The organism is Planctellipticum variicoloris, assembly GCF_030622045.1.
Lineage (GTDB): Bacteria > Planctomycetota > Planctomycetia > Planctomycetales > Planctomycetaceae > Planctellipticum > Planctellipticum variicoloris.
In genome coordinates, this window is record NZ_CP130886.1 from 5,173,469 (window position 1) to 5,192,949 (window position 19,481).

Sequence of the window (19,481 nt, forward strand, 5' to 3'; positions counted from 1 at the left end):
TTGAGTCGAGTGGAAAGGCATCGAGCGCCATGGCGAGAGAAGCCAAGCTGGTCGTGCAGAAGCGTTCTCAGTTGGGGTCGGCGGCCTGTCGACGGCTGCGGAGTCAGGGGTTGGTCCCCGGGAATGTCTACGGCCATAACGCCACGCCGGAACCGATTTCGATCGAGAGCCGCGTGTTGCGACCGTTGATTTTCGACGGCATGAAGGTCGTCGACGTGGAGCTGGACGGCCGCCACGACAAAGCGATTGTCCGCGAGATTCAGTGGGATGCTTTCGGCATCGACATTACGCACATCGACCTGTTCCGCGTCGACCCGAACGAGCGCGTTCAGATCGAAGTGCCGATCGAACTGAAGGGAACGGCTCCGGGCGTCATGTCCGGCGGCATGCTCGAACAACCGCTGCACAAGCTGTCGATCGACTGCCTGGCTTACCTGATTCCGGACAGCATTCAGGTGAAGATCGGCAATCTGCAGCTCGGCCAGACGGTTCACGTCAGCGATCTGGAGATCCCGGAAGGGATTCACGTACGCGTACCCGCCGATACGGTCGTCGTGCATGTGATCCAGGTGCAGGTGAAGGACGATGCGGGCGGCGAGATGGGGGCTGCCGAGCCGGAAGTTGTCGGCAAGAAGGCGGCCGAAGCCGGCGACTCGAAAGATGCTCCGAAGAAGAAGTAGCCCGTCGACGGGTGCGGCCGTGGCGGCATGACCGGCGCGGAAATCTTTGGAGGGTGGCTGGTCTGCGGGGCTCTGCTCAACATGAAGATCGTGGTTGGGCTGGGAAATCCGGGACAGAAGTACGCGGGGACACGACACAACATCGGTTTCGAGGTGCTGGCGGAGCTGGCGCGGCGCTGGCAGGGGGGCCGGGCGAAGACGCGGTTTGACGCCGAGCTGATCGAGATTGTCTGTCGTCAGGAGAAGCTGCTGCTTGTTGCGCCGCAGACGTTCATGAATTTGAGCGGGCGAAGCGTGCAGCAGATTGTGAAGTTTTACCATACGGCGCCGTCAGACGTGCTGGTGGTGTGTGATGATTTGAATCTGCCGTCGGGCCAGCTCCGGCTGCGGGCGTCGGGGACGGCGGGCGGACAGAAGGGGCTGGCGGACATTTTGAAGGCGCTGGGTTCCGACGCGGTGCCCAGGCTGAGATTTGGAATCGGGCGTCCGCCCGGCCAGATGGACGCGGCCGACTACGTGTTGAGTCAGTTTCGCCGGGATGAGCAGGAGTTAATCGACGTTTCGCTGCAGCTCGCCGCCGATGCGGCGGAAGTGTGGGCGAACGACGGGATGACAACGGCGATGAACCGATACAATCAACCGGGCGACAATGGTTCGAAGTCGTCGGGAAAGAGCGAATAGGTCGGAATCGGGGCAGACAGACGGCGACGGAGACTGACAGCCGCCGGAGAATGAGTGAACAATCCGCCGGCGGGCCGGCCGAGAGACGGTTGGCGAAGTGCGGCGTTGCATTTGACGAGAAATCGGTTACAACAGGCGAAATCCACCGGCTGCCAGCAGACCGGCGGACTGGGATTGCGGAGGAATAGATTTTGACCGAGTACATGTACGAGGGAATGTTCGTTCTGGACAGCAACCGCTTCGCGTCGGACCCCGACGGCGTGCAGCAGGGTTTGCAGAGTCTGCTCGAACGTTGTGGTGCGACGATCGTGGCTTCCCGTCCGTGGCAGGACGGAAAGCTGTGTTATCCGATCAAGGGGCAGCGGAAGGGGTTGTACTACCTCACCTGCTTCAAGATGGACGGCGGCCAGATGGGCGAGCTCGATCGGCTGGGTAAGCTGAACGAGTCGATCCTGCGGCACCTGGTGATCCGTCACCCCCCGGTGATTTTCGACGCGATGGTCGAGGCCCTCACTCAGAACGACGGCACGATCCACAGTCCCGAGCAGAAGGAGCGGGACGGCGGTCCTGAAGGGGAGCGTCCGGAGCGTGGCGACCGGGATCGGGGTGATCGCGGCGATCGCGGAGACCGGGATCGCTAAATGTGGCGATCGAGTTTCAGCCGGGCCGATGGGTTCGGCTGTGGTGTGAGTCACAGCAACGGGAGCACACCTCATGGCCAGTTTCAACAAAGTGATTCTCGTCGGCAATCTGACTCGCGATCCGCAGGTGCGTTACACGCCTGGCGGGACTGCGGTGGCGGAAATCGGGATGGCTGTCAGTCGGCAGTGGTTCGATAAGCAGACCAATTCCCGCCGGGAAGAGACGACGTTTGTTGACGTGACGCTGTGGGGGCGGCAGGCCGAAGTGGCGGGGGAATACCTCGCGAAGGGCCGGCCGGTGCTGATCGAAGGTCGACTCCAGCTCGATACGTGGGACGATAAGGAGACCGGTCAGAAGCGCAGCAAGCTGCGGGTGATCGGTGAGTCGATGCAGATGCTCGGCAGCCGCAGCGATGGCGGCGGCGGTCAGGGTGGCGGCGGCGGCGGACAGCGTCGGGATTCCGGACGCCCGGCAGCTCCGCAGCAGCAACAGCCGCAGGACGCGGGAAGCGAATCGTTTTCTGACAGCACTTCCGATTACGGGTACGGCGGGGGTCCGCCGGATGACGAAGTTCCATTTTAAGTCGAGAGACGAGAGTCTGGAGTCGAGTGCCAGGACGGATTCCATGACCGCCGACCATCACAAACACCAATCAACTGACTATAAATAACGAATCACCAATCACCAAAGACAGAAATCATGGCTCGCAAGAACGTCACCGCATCCGGCATGCCCCGCACTTCCCGTCAGGTGGAACTGCTTCTGGCTGAAGACGTGGAATTCCTTGGCAAGCAGGGGGAGATCGTCAAGGTCAAGCCCGGCCATGCCCGGAACTATCTCATTCCGCAAGGATTCGCGACGGTCGCCACCGCCATGAATAAGCGGAATGTGGAACGGCATCGCGAGCAGATCGAAGATCTCCGCAAGCAGCGGATGGCCGATATGGTCAAGCGGGCCGACGCGATCAGCAAGTACAGCGTGACCCTCGAAGCCAACGCGAACGAGGAAGGCCACCTGTACGGCTCAATCATGGGTCCGGACATCAGCAAGGCCCTGAAGGCCGCCGGCTACGCCGTCGAGACCGATCACATTAAGCTGGATGGACCGCTCAAGGAACTGGGGATGTACACCGTGCGTGTGCAGCTCCATCCGGAAGTGAAGACCGAGGTGAAGGTCTGGGTGGTTCCGGCCGCCAAGAAGTAGATCCCGCAGAATCTCGCGAGATTTCCACGATCGCCCGCGGCATCAGTCCGCGGGCGATTTGCATTGGCGGATTGCGCTCGAAAGTTCTTGAGCGGCCGCGTCGACTTGGTAGGGTAGTTCGCCGGCACACGGGTCGGCTGACCGGGGCTGGAGCGTCTTCGCGAGACCCCGGGGCGTTTGGCCGCCGGGGCCGCAGCATCTCTCGCTTCTTCGGGGCACGCATGGATCAGAAGACATTCGCCAAAGGACGGGGCATGGCACGGACGTCGGACGCTTTTGAAGGTCGGCTCCCGCCGCAGAATCTGGCCGCGGAGCGGAGCGTGCTGGGGAGCATTCTGCTCGAGAACAATGCGATCGACGAGGTCGCCGATACGCTGATCGCCGCGCACTTCTACAGCGATGCGCACCAGCTCATCTACACGGGGATTCTGAAGCTCTACGAGAACGGCGTGCGCGGCATCGACGCAGTGACGCTCGCGGAAGAGCTCGATCGCCGGCAGCAGCTCGACGAGGTGGGCGGAGTCACGTATCTGCTGGAGATTCTGGAGACCGTTCCGCACGCGGCCCACGTGCGCGAGTACGCCAAGATCGTCCGCGACCGCTGGATTCAGCGGAGCCTGACGCAGGTCTGCACCGAGGTTCTCCGGGACTGCTACGAGGGGACCGACGATACCGAGGACGTGCTGCAGAAGGCCGAGCGGGGCGTGTTTCAGATTCTGGAGTCGCAGGAGTCGGCGCAGAAGATCGGCATGGACGAAATCATGCTGGATACGCTGGACCGCATCAACACGCGGTTCGACAAGGACGGCTCGATCAGCGGCCTGACGACCGGCTTCAGCGATCTGGATCGCCAGACCAACGGCATGCAGCCGACAGAGCTGGTGATTCTTGCCGCCCGCCCGTCGATGGGAAAGACGGCGTTCGTGGTGAATATCGCCGAGGCGATCGCCTCGGAGGCGGGCGCCGGCGTGCTGATCTTCAGTCTTGAGCAGTCGAAGCTGGAGCTTGCCGAGCGGTTCTTGTGCATTCGCGCCCGGCTGGACGGTCACCGGCTCCGCAAGGGCGAACTGGACGACGCCGAGCGGCACGCGCTGCTCGAAGCCTCCAACGAGCTGAGCAAGCTGCCGCTGTTTATCGACGATCAGCCGGGACGGACCGTGGCTCAGATCAGCGCGATTGCCCGCCGGCTGAAGCGGCGCGACAAGCTGGGGGTGATCGTTATCGACTACCTGCAGCTCATCGAACCAGAGGACAAACGGCAGCCGCGCGAGCAGCAGATCGCCGGCATCACCCGGCGGCTGAAAGGGATCGCCAAGGAAAACATGGTTCCGGTGATCGCGCTGTCGCAGCTCAACCGCGGCGTCGAGCTGCGCGAGGACAAGCGGCCGCGGCTGGCGGATCTTCGCGAAAGCGGGGCCATCGAGCAGGACGCGGACATCGTCATGTTTCTGCATCGCCCGGACGCGTACGATCCCCAGGACCGCCCTGGCCTGGCGGAAGTGGTCGTGGCCAAGCACCGCAGCGGCCCCACCGGCATTGTGAATCTGACCTGGATCCGCGACCAGATGCGCTTCGCCGACTACAGCAACATGATGGAGCCGGGGTTCTGAAAGAAGTGATCAGTGATCCGTGGCTGGCGGTCAGTGAGGGGCAGACGGGCCGCAATTCGGATGCCGCGCTGCGTGGTAAACCCTTTTCGTGTCGAACCTGGTGCGGGCGTTGGCGCTTGTAGTCGCTGGTCGGCGGTTGCGGTTGGGATCTGCGGGGGCTTCGCGGGCGGTTCGTATTGCTTGCGAGGGGAGCCCCGACTCCGTTTGTCGCGACGATCGGACCGGTCGACGAGTGCCGTCGACAGCCGTGCCGTCAGCGTTTTCCCCGCGGCAGGACGCAGATCCGGCTGCGGTGGCGCCCGGCCGAATGCACGCAGCACGCGGGCCACGCTCGTCGATGGGTCGTCGTCGGACTCCGGCTGCGGCTGGCGGGCGTAGAGCAGCAGCGCCCGCAGCCCCAGCAGCGACCAGATCCGTTCGCACGCGGCATGCTCGGCCTTGTGGCTCCGCAGTTTGCCGCACCCGCAGGGCTGCGTGAAGTCCCGCAAGAACGGCTCGATGCTCCCCCGTCGGCGATAGATCTCGGCCACCTGCCGGTCGCTGAGCCGCCTCGGATCGCGCACGCTCGTCACCAGGGACCACAGGCGCCGCGCCCCCCCGGACAACCGCCGGTCGCAGAATCAACGGCGGCGGCACGGGCCGTTGGAATGGATGGTGGGTTGTGGATCGAGAGAAGAGAGAAGACGCTGGCGGGGCTGAAGACTGAAGACGGCAGGCGGGGGCCCAATCTCGTTCGGCACGGTGCTTGCATAATCTATGGCGGCTGGGGGAAGGCGGCGAGGAGTTCTTCGTCGTCGGCCCAGCCGGTCATGTAGAGACAGACCATTTCATACGCTCGACGCGACAGGTGGCCTCCCGTCGCCAGGGCCAGGAGCAGCCCGGCGAGCAGCGAACAGTAGAGCTGGATCTCCACGCCCCGCGTCTTCGCCGAGAGCAGTTGCTGGCAGCCCAGCACCTGCTTCAGAAACCGGAAGAACAGCTCGATCTGCCACCGGCATTCATAGATTAGCACCACCTGTTCGGCCGGGAGATCCAGCAGCGTCGTGGCCAGGATCAGGCCTTCCCGCCCGGTCTGGTCGCTGCGAAGCCGCCCCTGCCTTGCCGAACTTGGTCGACCGGGCACTGGCTCGACGGTGATCCGCCGCACGACGTGATTGGTTCTTGCGGGACTGGCTCCGCTGCCGCCGCCCAGCGCGATCAGTTCATCCGCCACGACCCCCGCGGCGCGATCGGCTTCGGTGAGCGCGGGGAGTTGAACCGCATGACCGTTCGCGTCGTTGACCGGTCCCTCGACCACGCGACCGTCCCCGCGATTGAGCCGGCAGACGTAGTCGCAGCGGGCTTCGACCAGTTCGTTGAACACCACGGCCGAGCGATAGCCCCGGTCCAGAATATAAAGGTCTCCCGGCGCACCGGCGGGTTGCGGTTCGCGGGCCTGGATCTGCTGGAGCGTGACGGCGCGCTCGGAGTGCGGCCCTTTGGCCGGCTCCTCGGTGAGGGTCGAGGCCACGACCCTCTGGTCGTGAATGCGAAGCTGGGTGTGCAGCCGCCACTGGCCTTGAGAACCGCGTCCCAGCCGGGCGGCGATCTGCGGCAAGGCCGACAGCACGGTCCCGTCGACGGCGACGAGACGTTCGACGATCGGGTTGGGAAGGCGTCCCAGCCGACCGCTGCGGCTCACGCGGAACTGATGCCGGGCGAACTGGCGGCGGAGTTCGTGAACGAGTCCTTCCAGGAGCGAGGGATCGAAGACGGACGAGGCCTCGGAGAAGGCCCCGGCCGAGACCTTTTGCCCGCCGGCGAGCTGTTGGACCTTTTTCAGTCCCGAGGCTGCGACGAGCGCCCGGGCGGACTTGAGAACGGGGTTGAAGAAGCCGATCAGGAGGAGCGCGGCATACTGGCTGTAGAACAGCTGCCGGTTGCGAGCGGTGTCGCGTTCTGTCCCGCAGGGAGCCAATCGTTGCAGCAGCGGAAAGATGCGCCGCAGCAGGACGGTCCCGGCCAAAGGACCAATCAGCTCCCGCCGCTCCTCCTCCGTCAGCCCCTTCTCCGCCATCGCCACTCCCTCCGCAGGGAGAAAGACTACAATCTCAATCGGCCTGCGCAAAAAGCGTGCCGAACGAGATTGGGCGGGAGCCTGCCCTAAGCAAAAAGGCGCCCACCGTACGTACCGCGATCGGCTCCGGCGGGGGAGTTTTTTACGTTCTCCCCGCCGGAGTCCGTCTGGCGGTGATGTTGCACCGGTGGAAGTCCCGGCGTTTCAAACACTTGATCAGGTTCGCCGGTCTTGCGGCCGGGTGAACGGGAAAAGCTCGACGTCGAGGCTGTGCGCACACGGGGTGCGCCCCTCGGACCACTCTTGCGAGTGGCCCGTCGCTGGGCCCTGATCAGGCCCGGGTGAAGGGGTCATTCCGGACGCCTGCGGAGGTCCGCAGACACGAGTGCACTTCCTTGACCCCTTCATAAATAGGGGGTTTGTTGCGCGGATTGTTGTAAAGGCTGGAGTGGATTGTGGTTAGTGGATGGTGGATGGGGAGGAGAAGATCGAAGATGTGGTGAGTGGGGAGTGGTGAGTGAGGAGAAGCCGGAAGGCGAAGAAGAAGAGGACGCGGAGCGTCTGAAGAGTGCGTTCCCAGGCGGAGCCTGGGCTGCGCGAAATCGTCAATTGTTGGCGGTCCCGGTTGATCCGGCTTTTGTTCCTGGAAGGACGGGGAGGGCCTGGCGGCGCTGGGCTGTCAGCGACTTGCCTAAGTGGTCGTCGATCCACGCGAGCAGGTCGCGATGCCGCACGGCGTTCAGGGCTTCGCAGATCTTTTCCTCGCTGATCCGCACGACCGACGCGGCCATCCCCAGAATCAGTTTCGTAAAGCCGCCGCGGCTGTGCTGGCCCTGCAAACGCTTGCCCTTGCCGATCAGCGATTCCAGCACTTCGCTGCTGGCCGGCAGACTCTGTCCGGGGAGCACGCCGCTCGACTGCTCGCTCACGAACTCCACCAGCCGCGCCGCCGCACGCTCACCGGCAGGCGTTCGGGCCACCGTCTCCAGTTGCCGGCGCAGCGTCTCGCCGGCGGCGGCGTGGTAGCCCGCCACGCGCAGGAACTCCAGCATGTGGTCCTTGACCGCCTGCAAGTCGTTCCAGTCCACGAGCGCCTCCCGGAAGTCGCGGATCCAGCCGAACTTCTCCTCGAGCCGCGTCAGGTCGAGACCCGCGGGACGTTCGGCCGCGGGCGTGTCGATCAGCCGCAGCATGCGGGCGCCCCAGCCGATCAGCGGCCCCAAGTTCAAGTAACGCCCTTTGACTTTCTGCGTGGGGGGAGCAAGGTGTCCGAGTTCCGTCTGCTTCACCCGTGGCTGCGTCTGCCCGCAGTGTTTGACGAACGCGATCCACCGCGGATCGGCGAGCAGTTCGTGCTTGAGCACGATCGCCGTCTTGTGGGCGATGTCGTGCAGCACCTGCGTCGTCGGGTGCTGTTCGCGGAAACGCTGAGCGCCGCCGAGAAGATCCGAACCCTCGTCGCTGAGGATGGCGGCCGGCACGCCGACCAGCCCGGCCGCAGCCGCGAGCTGCCGCTGGACGATCTCGCCGCTGGATTTTTCGACCGGCTGCAGCGCCAGCAGCGTCAGATCCTGGTGCGTCAGCGGCGCCGTCAGCGCTTTCCACGCCGACAATCGCAGCCCCGCGATGACCAGACACTTCCGCGACCCCAGTTGCAGCGTGTGGTCGACGAGGAACACCCAGTCGGCGGCGAATTCCTTGGGCCGCCGCAACTCGTGCAGTCCCAGCCGCAGCAGCCACGCTTCCGCAGTATTGGCCGCAGGAGCCCCCCGGAACTGGGGCAGGCTGTCCCGCAGCAGTTCGACCACCGCCCGGCAGCCGCGAAAGCTGACCGCTCCGGCCAGACAGAACTGCAACGTCAGGCCGATGGCCGCTGCCGAATACGCATGATGGGCCGGTCGGACGGCGTCCGGGAGGGGGCCAGGGGCTGCGTCGGCGACCCGGTCAGCGCCCGGATTTTAAGGCGGCGATCTCACGTTCCAGGTCCGCCGCGCGGCGTTCGGCCGCGGCGGCCCGCGTGCGCCACATCGCGCGGCTCTTCTCGACGGCGCGGGTCTGGTTCTGCAGGAGCTTGCAGGTTCGCTTCCACTGGCCGGACTTCGCCTTCCACCGATTGCGACTCCGCTCGAAGAACCGCACCAACTTGCCCGCCGGCGACGAATACCGGGCGACGGCTGTTTCGCTGGTTTCGCAGGTCATGACGTTCCTCCTTGAACAAAAAGCCCAGTGGAACAAAAACGCGACGATTCGCCGAGGCCAATTGCCCCTGAAAACGACGGATTTCGCGCAGCCCAGGCGGAGCCTGGGAACGAGGGGTTCTGGCGATTCGCGATCAACGATCCGCTCATTTTCCGGCGCGGACCCAGGCTTCGTTGAACTGAGCGTGCTTCATGCTTTTGCCGCCTTCGACGAAATAGCTGTAGACGACGTGAACTCGGCCGTCTTTGGCCTGGATGATCGCCGGGTAGTGGTATTGCCCGGACTCCTGCCGTTCGAGGTGCCGGGTGTGCGACCAGGTTTTCCCCTCGTCGTCCGAGAGTGAGACCGCCAGGCTCCGTCGTCCCTCGACGAGGTCGTTGTAGACCAGCAGCCACGCTCCGGATTGCAGTCGGACGGCGTCGAGTCCCGAGCCGGGATTGGGGAGGTCGATCGTGCCGACCGGTCCCCAGGTTTCGCCCTCGTCGGCGGATTCGCAGACGCGGATTTTGTTGAGCGGGCCGTTCTCGCGCATGTAGGCCACGAGCGTGCCGTCGTTCCGACGGACGACCGCCGGCTGAATGGCGCCGAAGCCGAGCAGCGGCTCGGAGGCATGCCAGGTTTGTCCCTCGTCGTCGCTGATCGCCATGAGGGAAATCGAAAACGTGTCGCTGTAGAGCGGGAGCAGGATCCGGCCCGAGGGGAGGACGGTCGGCTTGCAGCGCGGCTGCCAGCCGAGACGCTGGTAGAGCTTGTCCCCCAGTTTGACGCGGGCGTCGTCGATCGCCCCCTTGAGCTGACCGGTCGGCGGGATCGGCAGCTTTGCCACCAGGCCATCGAGTTCAGCCCGCCCGCGTTCGCCGAAGTCAGCCGGCTTGAGCAGGATGAAATCACTACGACTCCAGTTCGGCGCGCCTGTTCCAACCGGCTGGTCGGCAACCTGAAACCGCGTCAGACACGATTCCCAGGTATTCGCCAGAATGACCGGCCAGAACACCCAGAGTCGCCCGCGCGCGTCGACCATCAGGCAGGTGTTGCAGTCGGGAAAGCCCGGGGTGTCGGCGATCGGGAACTCCTCGCTCCAGGTGGTCGACCCCGCCGGGCGGCGGGCCCCCAGGACTTCGACGTCGTCGGCCTTTCGCTCTCCCGAGCCGCGATACCACGTCACGAACAGCGAACCATCCGCCAGTTCGGCGACCCCGGGGGCATGGTTGTGGCGTGGATTGAGGGGGAAGATCAGCTCGGATGAGAACTCCGGCTCGGCCGCTCCGGCGGCCGACGCGACGAACAGCAGGCCGACGACACTGAACATGCGAATCATGGCGGTCGATCCCGCAGGAGAGGTGGGCTCGGGAAATGTCCGCTGCAAGATACCGCAAGAATCCGCCCGGAGCGAACCGGGGAGATTGGTCAGTTGTCAGTTGTCAGTTGTCAGTGGACCGTGGTCCGTAGAGAAAGTTTGCCCGTTTGGGCGTTATTTGTTGAAGTTGCGAACAGAGAATGGCGAGTCGCTAGAGAGAGAGGGGCTGCATACAGTTGGCTTGGCTGGCTCTCGACATTCATCTCTAGACTCTCGACTGCCTTCGGGCCGACGCGTGTCATCCTCCCGGATTCCATGCACGTTCTCGAATGTGTTCATGACCGGCAGAATCTGCCGGTCGAATTCCGGGGTCTGGCGTTTCCGGGCGATGTGTTATCATGCGGAGTCACCTGGAGGGCTGGGGGTTTGCGCCTCGTCCTGCAGGGCCACAGAGGTCGCCGGCATGCCGCTCAAAACTCCCGAGCTTGAAGAACCGACGATCAATCTGACGTCGATGCTCGACGTCGTGCTGCTGCTCGTCTACTTCTTCATGGTCGGCGCTCAGTTCTCGTCGGACGAACGGCAATACGACATTGAGTTGCCGACGGTCGCGGAGGCCGCGCCACTGACCGAACAGCCCGACGAAATCGTGGTGAACCTGACGGCGGAGGGAGTGATCTCCGTGAGCAATCAGGTTCTCAGCCTGGCGGCGCTGGAAGAGTCGCTGATCCGGGCGCGGGAGAATTATCCAAATCAGATGGTGGTGATTCGCGGGGCCGGGGAGGGGCGCTATCAACCGGTGATGGACGTGATGTCGACCTGCCGGAGGGCGGGCATTCGCAATATTTCGCTGGCGCATCGACCGCTCGGGGAGGCTCCCTGATGCCGGAGTGGCTGAACCGTCTGGCGCTGCTGATTTCGGGTGGTCCCGAGGCCACTACGGGAACGATGCTGTTGCGCGGCGCCCTGGTCGGCTGCTCGATCTTCGCCACGGTGCAGTTGCTGACGATGCTGAGCACCCGCTGGGGCGAGCGGCATGCATTGGCAAAGTCATTCGTGCTCTCGCTGCTGCTGCATTGCTGTTTTGGACTTGGCTGGGCCACGGTGGCGGAGCAGTCCCGGCTCCATCGACCTGCCCCGGTCCAGGAAGAGGACGTCATTACTCCGCTTCAGCGGGCCTTCCTGGAGAGCGACGAACCTCAGCCCTACGACGAGCCGGGAACCACTCCGGTCTGGCAGCGTCCGCTGGACGTCCCGCAACTGCAGGTCGCGCGCATCGAACGGCCTCCCGAGGAGATGGACTTACCGCAGACCGATGAGCCGCGAGCGCCCGAAGCGCCGTTCGAGCGGCCGGAACTCCCCATGCCGGTCCGTCCGCCGGAGCAACCGACGACTCCCGAACTGCTGGCCTCGGTCGATCGCAACCGCCCGCTCCCGGCAGCCACGCTGGAAGCCGAAGCCCCATCGCTGCCGTCCGCCTCATCGCTCCCGTCGCTGTCTGTCAGACCCGAGCGTCAGGAGCGTCCAAGGCCCGAGCTCGACGTGCCGGAACTGCTGCCGTCGCGCGGCGCTGCGCAGCGGATGGATCAGGCGACGCTGGATCCGACGGCTCTCACCATTCCGCTGACGCAGACTGAGGACGATTCGATTCCCAAGGCGCTCGGAATTGAGGCGGACATGATCCAGCGCAAAGCCGGCCAGGCGGCTGCGCCGACGCCTGATCTGGGGGTCGGGGACGGCGATCGGGCGACGAGTACGAATACGCCGGAAAGCAGCGCATCCCGTTTTACGCGATCGACTCCGCAGCCGACCAGGCCGTCGGAGATGCCGCTGCCCGATCCCGCCCGGTCGACGTCCGCGCCCGATCCCGCAACGGTCCCGCAGGAAACGCTGATCGCTTCGCGGGCGGCGAGATCGACGCTCCCGTCGACCGAACGGGTCGCCCCGGAGGTCGTCCGGTCGACGGGGCCGGCGATGTCGCCGGCCCGGACGCAGGATCCGGCGGAGACCTACAAGCTCCGGCGGCTGGAGAAGCGGCTGCAGTCGGCGGTGAAGAACGGCGGGACCGAGTCGTCCGAGAAATCCGTGGAGCTGGCGCTGCTGTGGCTGGCGAAAAACCAGGAACCGGAAGGCTTCTGGGATTCGTCGAAGCATGGCGGCGGTTTCCAGGCCAAGGATCCCGAGGGACACGACCGCAAAGGGAGCGGCACAGAGGCGGACACGGGATTGACCGGAATGGCGATCCTCTGCTTCCTGGGGGCCGGGTATACCCAGGACGAAGGCCAGTACACGGAAGTCATTAACAAGGCTGTCGACTGGCTGATCTCGCAGCAGCGCGAAGACGGCTATCTGGGGGGGAAGGCGACGTACTACGACGCCATGTATTCTCACGGGATGGCGGCTTACGCGCTGGCGGAGGCGGTCGGCATGCAGGAGGATCCGAACGGCCGGCCCGAATTGCGACAGGCGGTGATGCGGGCGGTCCACTACATTTCGCTGATGCAGAATTCGGACGGAGGCTGGCGGTACAGCAACGACAAGCGGAGCGATATGAGCATGTTCGGCTGGCAGCTCATGGCGATCAAGAGCGCCGGCATGGCCGGGATCGAGGCCCCGGTGGCGACGCAGCGGGGGATGTTCGAGTTTCTCCGCGACCGCAGCCGCGACGCGCGGGGACAGAAGGACCGGAACGGCGGGCTGGCGGGGTACTTCAGCGACAGCGATCCTCCCCGTCCCGCGATGACTGCGGAAGCGTGGTTCTGCAAGCAGATGTACGGCCTCCGGCGGACGTCGCAGGCCAGCGGCGAGGCTTCGCAGTTCCTGCTCGAACACCTGCCGAAGCGTTCCGCGCCCAATTATTACTACTGGTACTACGGCACGCTGTCGATGTTCCAGCACGGCGGGCAGCCCTGGAACGAGTGGAACGACGCGCTGCGGGATTCGCTGATTTCCGAGCAGCGGAAGACGGGGCCGATGGCGGGGACGTGGGATCCGGTCGATCCGTGGGGCGGGCTGGGGGGCCGGCTGTATTCGACGACGTTCTGCACGCTGTCGCTGGAGGTTTATTACCGGTTCCTGCCGCTGCATCAGCAGCGCGAACCCCAGTAGCCCCTGCGTTCGGTCCAATCGGGGCCGCGGTTCTGCTAGACTCAGCGGTTCGCCGACAATCGGACGGCGTTTCATCCGCGAGCGAGTCGATGGCTCCCACTGGTACCGACAATTTTTCCTTGCGACTGAAGTGGCGGGAGTTTCCCGTCACGACGATTTCGATTGCGCTGTGCGTGGTCGTTTTCGCATACACGCACGGGGGACCGCTGTTCGGATGTGGCGATTCCTCGGAACTGCAGCGCCGCCTCGGGGCGGTCTCGTCGCGGGTCCGCGTGCTGGACGACGGCCATGAGATCCGCGTGATCGAGCCGGAATTCTTCGGCCCGCTCGATCTGTGGAACGGAGAGTGGTGGCGCATTCCCGCCTGCTCGTTCCATCACGGCGACCTGATCCACCTGCTCTGCAATCTGTCGGCCGTCTGGTTTCTGAGTCCCTGGCTCGAACGCCGGTTCGTCGCGCTGTGGATGGGGCTGTTCGTTTTGAGCGCGGCGGCCGTTTCGCTGCTGCCGGAGTTTCTGATCGGAAACAATGCGATCGGGTATTCGGGGGTGATCTGCGCGATTTTCGGGGCGCTCTGGGCGCTGCGAAAGGACGACCGCGAATTACAGGACGAGCTCACGGATTCGATGATCCAGGGGGGCGTCGGCTTTCTGGTTCTCGGAGTGGTCCTGACGTCGCTGGGAATTGTGTCGTTCGCCAATCTGGCCCATTTCGTCGGACTGGGTTACGGATTTCTGGTCGGCTGGGTTGCGACCGTCCGCCCCGCCCGCCGGGAAATGGCGGTCGTCGGCCTGATCGCGGCCCATGCGCTGGTCGTTCCCGCGTGGTGGCTGGCGTGCCATCCGTTCTGGAACGGTCGTTACCACTGGTTTGTGGCGGATCGCCAGACCGATCCGGCCCTCAAGGAGAACCAGTTCGCTCAGGCGGTTGCGTGGGATCCCCGGTTGCCGGGGGCCTGGCGCGAGCTGTCGGCGCTGCAGTTCCGCACCGGCCGTCCTGATCTGGCCTGGACGACTGCCCTGCAGGGCGTGCAGGCGAATCCTTCGAACGCCGGTCTGCAGGAACAGGCGCGTGAATTGTGGTGGCGGTGGGCGGTCTCGCAGCCCCAGGGGGTCGAGGAACTGGCGGCGATCTTCGGCGATCGGGCTCCCGCGATCCGCGAGCTCCTCAAGCAGCCGCCCCGGAGCGTCCGCATCACGCGCGACGGACCCGCGCCGGACGATGCGCTTTCGGAAACGGAGCTGCAACGTTTTCGGTTGAACCAGGGGATCGACCTCTCGTTCCCGGAGCTGACCCGCCCGGAGCGTGGCGGAAAACTGCCGGCTGTGGATCCCGATTCGCCCGAGAGCGCGGTTGAAGGCCGGACGATGTAGGTTGCACGAGGTGGGTCAGTGGTCCGTCGTCAGTTGTCAGTGGCAAAGCTGCTGCGCGAGCATTGTTTTCGTCAAACGGCACATGTCTCTCAGCACTTGGCCGACACATTCCGCCTTCGTTGAAGAAGCGAACAGGGAATAGCGAGTAGGGAAAAGCCAGAGAAGAAGGCTTATCGCGAATTGCTGATCGCCAGAGTCAGGCTGCTGCGTTCTCAATCGGTCTCTGTATTTCTGGATCACGGCGGTCTTCGTTTCGACATTCCGCCTTCGTCATTCGATATTTCACCCGTCGCGTGAAAATCTGGGTCTTCTCTGCGGCCTCCTCATACTCTCTGCGGCTCTGCGGGAAATCCGTCTCTTCAAGCCGTCTCGGGCAATGACCGGACGCATTCCTGGACGAGTTCGCCGAGATTCAGGCTCTCGGCCTGGCCGTCGTAATTGAGGAGGACGCGGTGCTGGAGGACTTCGTTCGCGAACGAACGGATGTCTTCGAAGGCGACGTGCGGACGACCGTCTGCCAGGGCCCGGACGCGTCCCGCGCGGATCAGCGCCTGGGCCGCCCGCGGGCTGGCGCCCCACTTGACGAACTGCTTCACGCGCTCGGGGGCGAACTCCGAGTCCGGATGTGTCGAGAGGACCAGCCGGACGGCGTAGTCCCGAACGGCGTCCGTGACGACGACTTTCTCCAGAGTCTTGCGGAACTGCAGAATCTGGTCGGAGTCCAGCAGTTTGGACAGATCCACGGGAGACTTGAGAATCGTCCGGCTGACGACGTCGTTGAGCTCCGCTCGATTGAGAAAGGGGACAACCACTTTGAACATGAACCGATCGAGCTGCGCTTCGGGCAACGGATAGGTTCCTTCCTGTTCCAGTGGATTCTGCGTCGCGAGGACGAAGAACGGCTGTTTGAGCTGATGGATGACGCCGCCGGTCGTGACGGAGCCTTCCTGCATCGTTTCCAGCAGGGCGGACTGCGTCTTGGGGGACGCGCGATTGATTTCGTCGGCGAGCAGCAACTGCGTGAAGATCGGCCCCTTGCGGAACTCGAACTGGTAGCGGCCGTGGTCGTCGCTCGACATGATGTTCGTGCCGATGATGTCAGCGGGCATCAGATCGGGAGTGAACTGAATGCGCCGAAAATCGAGATCGAGGACTCGCGAGAGGGCTTTGACCAGCTCGGTCTTGCCCAGTCCCGGGACCCCTTCCAGCAGCAGGTTCCCTCCGGCAAAGACCGCGATCAGGGCGGCGTCGATCACGCGGCCCTGGCCGACGATCACACGGCCGATGGCCTCGCGAGCGGCAAGAAAATCCTGCTGAAACTGGCGGGCTTCCTCCTGCAGGAGCTGAGCCTCTTCAAGTGTCGCGACCATCTTCTTCTCCAACGATCCGGCATGCAGCCGGCAAGTAAGGCGGTGTCGAATGAGACTGCGTCGAAATCTCGTAAAGGACGATTACTTCGGTTCATCCCGCTTGCGCTTGAGCGCCAGCAGACGCTCGGTCGTGGATGTCGGCTTATCGCTCCCGCCTTCTCCGGTCGGGGGCGTTTCAGCCTGCTGCGGCGGAGATTCAGGCGTCGCCGCAGCCTTGCCGGTCGGCCGAGGCGGCGGCGCGCCTGCCGGCGGGGGCTGGAATGGTCGTTCTTCCCGTTTTGATCGCAATTCGCTGGCGACGGCTTCTTTCCGTTGCAGCAGCGTCCCCATCGTCGCGGTCGACGTCTGACGGCGATCGAGCCCGACCCAGCTCTTGATCGTCGACCAGTCCAGTTGAACTCGACGCAGCGCCACATCCAGCGGCAGCAGGATCGCCAGAGCCATCAGGAACCAGTCAAACACCGGCCGGGTGCTGCGGCGGGATTCCCGGTCTGTGGCAAAGACGTTGTCCTTTTCCGGGTCGCCGCTGAGAACCCGCCCCCCCGTACGGGCGGCAATGTCCGCCAAGGCCGTTCGGTTCGAGCGAAACCGCAGGTATTCCGGCGAGTAGGAGACGACGAATCCGCCGAAGACGTTGTCGCTCCGCTCGCCGCCCGTCCCCTGGGCGGTGACATGGTAGCGCCCGTGCCCCCAGAGCGGGAAGGCGGCCTCATAGCGTCTGGGGCCGACCTGGCGAAATGCCAGAGTTTCGACCTTTTGCCCCGGTCCGGTGACTCGTGCGTTGACCGTCAGAAACGCTTCCTCGGTGTGAAAATCTTCGATGACGATCACGCCGTCGCCGCCGGAGGTGTAGGTCGACATCCGCAGATGGCCTTCCTTGCGGACGCGGGAGATTTCGGTCAGGAGCTGCGTCACGAACGCCTGATATTTGCCCCAGCGGGTCCAGTCGGCGCCCCAGCTCGGCGAAAGATCCGATGTGAAGGCGGCGGTCTTGCCGAGACCGTGCTGCCAGATTGCCAGAATCGGGTCGCGCTCGGAGCCTTCGTCTTCCCCTTCTTCCTGCGGCCCTTCCAGAACGACCATCGCGGGGTGCGGCTTGCGGGTCGTGATGACGTAGCCCCCCAGTTCGGGCAGTCCGTCGATCCCCTTCAGGACCGGCGATACAAAGCCCACCTCGGGGGTGAACCGCTTGAGCTGCACCATGCTCCGCTTCAGGGTCTTCGATTCCTTGATAAAAATTGCCGGGAGCTGGTTGGGATCCTGCGGGAAGTAGTAACGTCCGCCGGTCGACGTGGCGATGCCGCGCATCGCGGAAATATCGTTCCCGCCGTGCGGAAAGATCGCCACCATCGAAACGCTGATCTTGTTCTTGATGAAATCCGCCACGAGCGGCGGCGGGGGTGGCTGGGGGTCGCCGTCAGAGATGATAATCATATGCTTGGACGACGCGTCATTCAGTTTCAGCTCATCGAGCCCAAGCTGCATTGTCCGGGCAAAGCTGGGCATGTCTCCCGGCTCCGCGGAGTTAATCAGCGGCACCAGTTCGTCGTATTTGCCGGCTGGCGTCAGTTTGAAGACCCAGTCCTCTCCGCCCGGTCCGTAGATCAGCACGCCGACGTCGTCCTGGGCGCCCAGCACCTTGACGGCCTGCTTGGTGATCCGCTTGGCCCAGGTGTTCCCCTCGGGGAATTCGCAGGTGTGAAGAATGATCGCCAGCGCCCCTTTGGGGAGGACTTTCTTATGGGTGACATCCATCGAGACCGGCAGAATCTCTTCGACCGCGGTCCGATGGTAGCCTCCCGGGCCGAAGCTGTTCGGTCCGCCCACCATCAGAAAGCCGCAGCCATAATTGAAGACGGCTTCCTTGAGGGAGTGGAGCTGGATCGCGTCGAACAGATCGTGGGCGACGTTAACGAAGATCACGGCGTCGTAGGGGAGCAGCGACGCCGCGTCGCGCGGAAACTCGTCCGCCCCGATCATCTGAACCGCCCGTTCGCCTTCCTTAATCGCCTGTTCGAGTTTCTTCCAGTCCCGTTCGTCTCCCAGCGGGTCGGTCACCAGCAGAATCTTGCCGGCTCCTTCGACGAAGATGTAGTTCAGCACGGTGTTGTTCTGCGCGAGGCTGTCCTGATCGCGATCCGTTTCAATGGTGGCGGTGTACTCGTAGTAGCCGGCGTTTCGCAGGGAAATCGGCAATGTGAAGCGGTTCTTTCCCTCCTGATACTTGATCGGCGCCTCGCCGATCAGTTCGCCGTTTTCCCGCAGCTTGAGCACCCCTTCGCCGGCGCTCATTGCCGAGAGGATGACGGCGGCTTCGTACTTCTCGCCCAGCTTGACCGCCCCCGGCAGTTCGAGGCGTTCCAGCCAGACTTCGTGATCGTAGGAATAGTCGATCGGGAGAACGTCGACAGCGACGCCCCGCGACTTGAGGTCGTCGAGAATCCGCGACAGGTTCCCCTCGGTCTGCACGCCATCGCTGAGGAGGACGAGTCGGCCCTGGTTGTCCTCGGGGAGCATCGCCGCCCCGAGCGACAGGGACTGCTCGACGTTCGTCGAACCACGGTCGACCTGCGTGTTCAGAGCGTTGTCGAAGGGAAAACTCTGTCGAGGCGGCAGTTCGACGGCAGGGGTCTTGCCGAAAACAATCAGCCCGGCTTCATCCTTGCCGGGTTTCTTCTCGATCGCGGAGGTGATGTACCGGAAGGACTGGTCGGCGCTTTCACTCTTGATGGAGTCGGAGACATCCATCAGGTAGACGACAGACAGGACATCGCGCGTGCGAACTGCCCGCGGTTCGGCGAGCACCATCACCAGGACGGCCAGCAGTCCCAGCCGCAGGCCGCACGAAATCGCTCCGCGGATGCGCGGGAGTCCGGACCAGCCGGCGGCGTACATCCACCAGACCCAGACCCCGAGAACGGCGAATCCCAGCCGCCACGGTCGGGCGAACATCAGCACATGGCCGCGTTCCAGGAGCACGCAGACGACAGCGAACAGCACAAGAAAGGCGACTGCAGGCCAGGCGCTGCGCCACGTGATGGGCTGCCGCGGACGGGGAAAGACTGACTGCCACGCGCTGTGCAGCCGTGCGAATCGACGCCGGGGACGACGAGAGGCGGACATCGGTATTGGAAACCGGGAAGTGAGAACGGGCGACCACGCCACGCAGCGACACTGAACAGCATAACCAGATCGACGCGCTGGCTGACAAGCGAGCCGTGCGAAATTCGTGGCGGGACTTCGACTGGCGCTTCGTCCGCCT

Annotated in this window: 16 protein-coding genes; 9 read left to right on the forward strand and 7 right to left on the reverse strand. The window is 64.2% G+C overall.

Annotated elements, in window-relative coordinates; translation table 11 throughout:
* Positions 1 to 29: 29 nt before the first annotated feature.
* The 6 genes from SH412_RS20105 (at position 30) to dnaB (ending at position 4,816) form a co-directional block, all read left to right on the forward strand.
* Positions 30 to 680, forward strand: a complete 651-nt coding sequence (locus SH412_RS20105) for a 50S ribosomal protein L25 (protein WP_336519807.1) — start codon at positions 30 to 32, stop codon at positions 678 to 680.
* 27 nt (positions 681 to 707) lie between these two features.
* Positions 708 to 1,361: an aminoacyl-tRNA hydrolase gene (pth, locus tag SH412_RS20110; RefSeq protein ID WP_336519808.1), complete on the forward strand. Its 654-nt coding sequence runs from the start codon at positions 708 to 710 to the stop codon at positions 1,359 to 1,361.
* A 191-nt stretch (positions 1,362 to 1,552) separates the two neighbouring features.
* Entirely contained in the window at positions 1,553 to 2,002 is a 450-nt protein-coding gene (gene rpsF / locus SH412_RS20115; RefSeq protein WP_336519809.1) for a 30S ribosomal protein S6, read from the forward strand.
* A 73-nt stretch (positions 2,003 to 2,075) separates the two neighbouring features.
* On the forward strand, positions 2,076 to 2,585 hold the full coding sequence (ssb, locus tag SH412_RS20120; protein WP_336519810.1) for a single-stranded DNA-binding protein: 510 nt from the start codon (positions 2,076 to 2,078) through the stop codon (positions 2,583 to 2,585).
* 117 nt (positions 2,586 to 2,702) lie between these two features.
* Positions 2,703 to 3,206, forward strand: a complete 504-nt coding sequence (gene rplI, locus SH412_RS20125) for a 50S ribosomal protein L9 (protein ID WP_336519811.1) — start codon at positions 2,703 to 2,705, stop codon at positions 3,204 to 3,206.
* A 254-nt stretch (positions 3,207 to 3,460) separates the two neighbouring features.
* Complete coding sequence (dnaB, locus tag SH412_RS20130) at positions 3,461 to 4,816, forward strand: replicative DNA helicase (RefSeq protein ID WP_336519812.1); 1,356 nt, start codon at positions 3,461 to 3,463, stop codon at positions 4,814 to 4,816.
* On the opposite strand, the gene SH412_RS20135 is transcribed toward dnaB, so the two are convergent.
* From SH412_RS20135 to SH412_RS20155, 5 genes are all read right to left on the reverse strand, one after another.
* A complete protein-coding gene (locus tag SH412_RS20135; protein ID WP_336519813.1) occupies positions 4,786 to 5,379 on the reverse strand; it encodes a transposase in 594 nt (197 codons plus the stop codon). The two genes, dnaB and SH412_RS20135, sit on opposite strands and share 31 nt — an antisense overlap.
* 191 nt (positions 5,380 to 5,570) lie before the next feature.
* A complete protein-coding gene (locus tag SH412_RS20140) occupies positions 5,571 to 6,872 on the reverse strand; it encodes an IS4 family transposase (protein ID WP_419555821.1) in 1,302 nt (433 codons plus the stop codon).
* A 605-nt stretch (positions 6,873 to 7,477) separates the two neighbouring features.
* Positions 7,478 to 8,728, reverse strand: a complete 1,251-nt coding sequence (locus tag SH412_RS20145) for a hypothetical protein (protein ID WP_336518718.1) — start codon at positions 8,726 to 8,728, stop codon at positions 7,478 to 7,480.
* An 88-nt stretch (positions 8,729 to 8,816) separates the two neighbouring features.
* The gene (locus tag SH412_RS20150) at positions 8,817 to 9,071 is read right to left on the reverse strand and encodes a hypothetical protein (RefSeq protein ID WP_336518717.1); all 255 of its coding nucleotides are present in this window, start codon (positions 9,069 to 9,071) and stop codon (positions 8,817 to 8,819) included.
* Between the two features lie 145 nt (positions 9,072 to 9,216).
* A complete protein-coding gene (locus tag SH412_RS20155; protein WP_336519815.1) occupies positions 9,217 to 10,389 on the reverse strand; it encodes a sialidase family protein in 1,173 nt (390 codons plus the stop codon).
* Positions 10,390 to 10,831: 442 nt separating this feature from the next.
* Here SH412_RS20155 and SH412_RS20160 point away from each other — a divergent pair, with 442 nt between their 5' ends.
* The 3 genes from SH412_RS20160 (at position 10,832) to SH412_RS20170 (ending at position 14,849) form a co-directional block, all read left to right on the forward strand.
* Positions 10,832 to 11,251: an ExbD/TolR family protein gene (locus SH412_RS20160; protein ID WP_336519816.1), complete on the forward strand. Its 420-nt coding sequence runs from the start codon at positions 10,832 to 10,834 to the stop codon at positions 11,249 to 11,251.
* Entirely contained in the window at positions 11,251 to 13,476 is a 2,226-nt protein-coding gene (locus SH412_RS20165; RefSeq protein WP_336519817.1) for a prenyltransferase/squalene oxidase repeat-containing protein, read from the forward strand. The genes SH412_RS20160 and SH412_RS20165 overlap by 1 nt, the downstream gene beginning before the upstream one ends.
* 89 nt (positions 13,477 to 13,565) lie before the next feature.
* Positions 13,566 to 14,849, forward strand: coding sequence for a rhomboid family intramembrane serine protease (locus tag SH412_RS20170; protein WP_336519818.1), 1,284 nt, complete (start codon positions 13,566 to 13,568; stop codon positions 14,847 to 14,849).
* A 359-nt stretch (positions 14,850 to 15,208) separates the two neighbouring features.
* On the opposite strand, the gene SH412_RS20175 is transcribed toward SH412_RS20170, so the two are convergent.
* Positions 15,209 to 16,219, reverse strand: a complete 1,011-nt coding sequence (locus tag SH412_RS20175; RefSeq protein WP_336519819.1) for an AAA family ATPase — start codon at positions 16,217 to 16,219, stop codon at positions 15,209 to 15,211.
* Positions 16,220 to 16,300: 81 nt separating this feature from the next.
* The gene (locus tag SH412_RS20180; RefSeq protein WP_336519820.1) at positions 16,301 to 19,342 is read right to left on the reverse strand and encodes a VWA domain-containing protein; all 3,042 of its coding nucleotides are present in this window, start codon (positions 19,340 to 19,342) and stop codon (positions 16,301 to 16,303) included.
* Between the last annotated feature and the right edge of the window lie 139 nt (positions 19,343 to 19,481).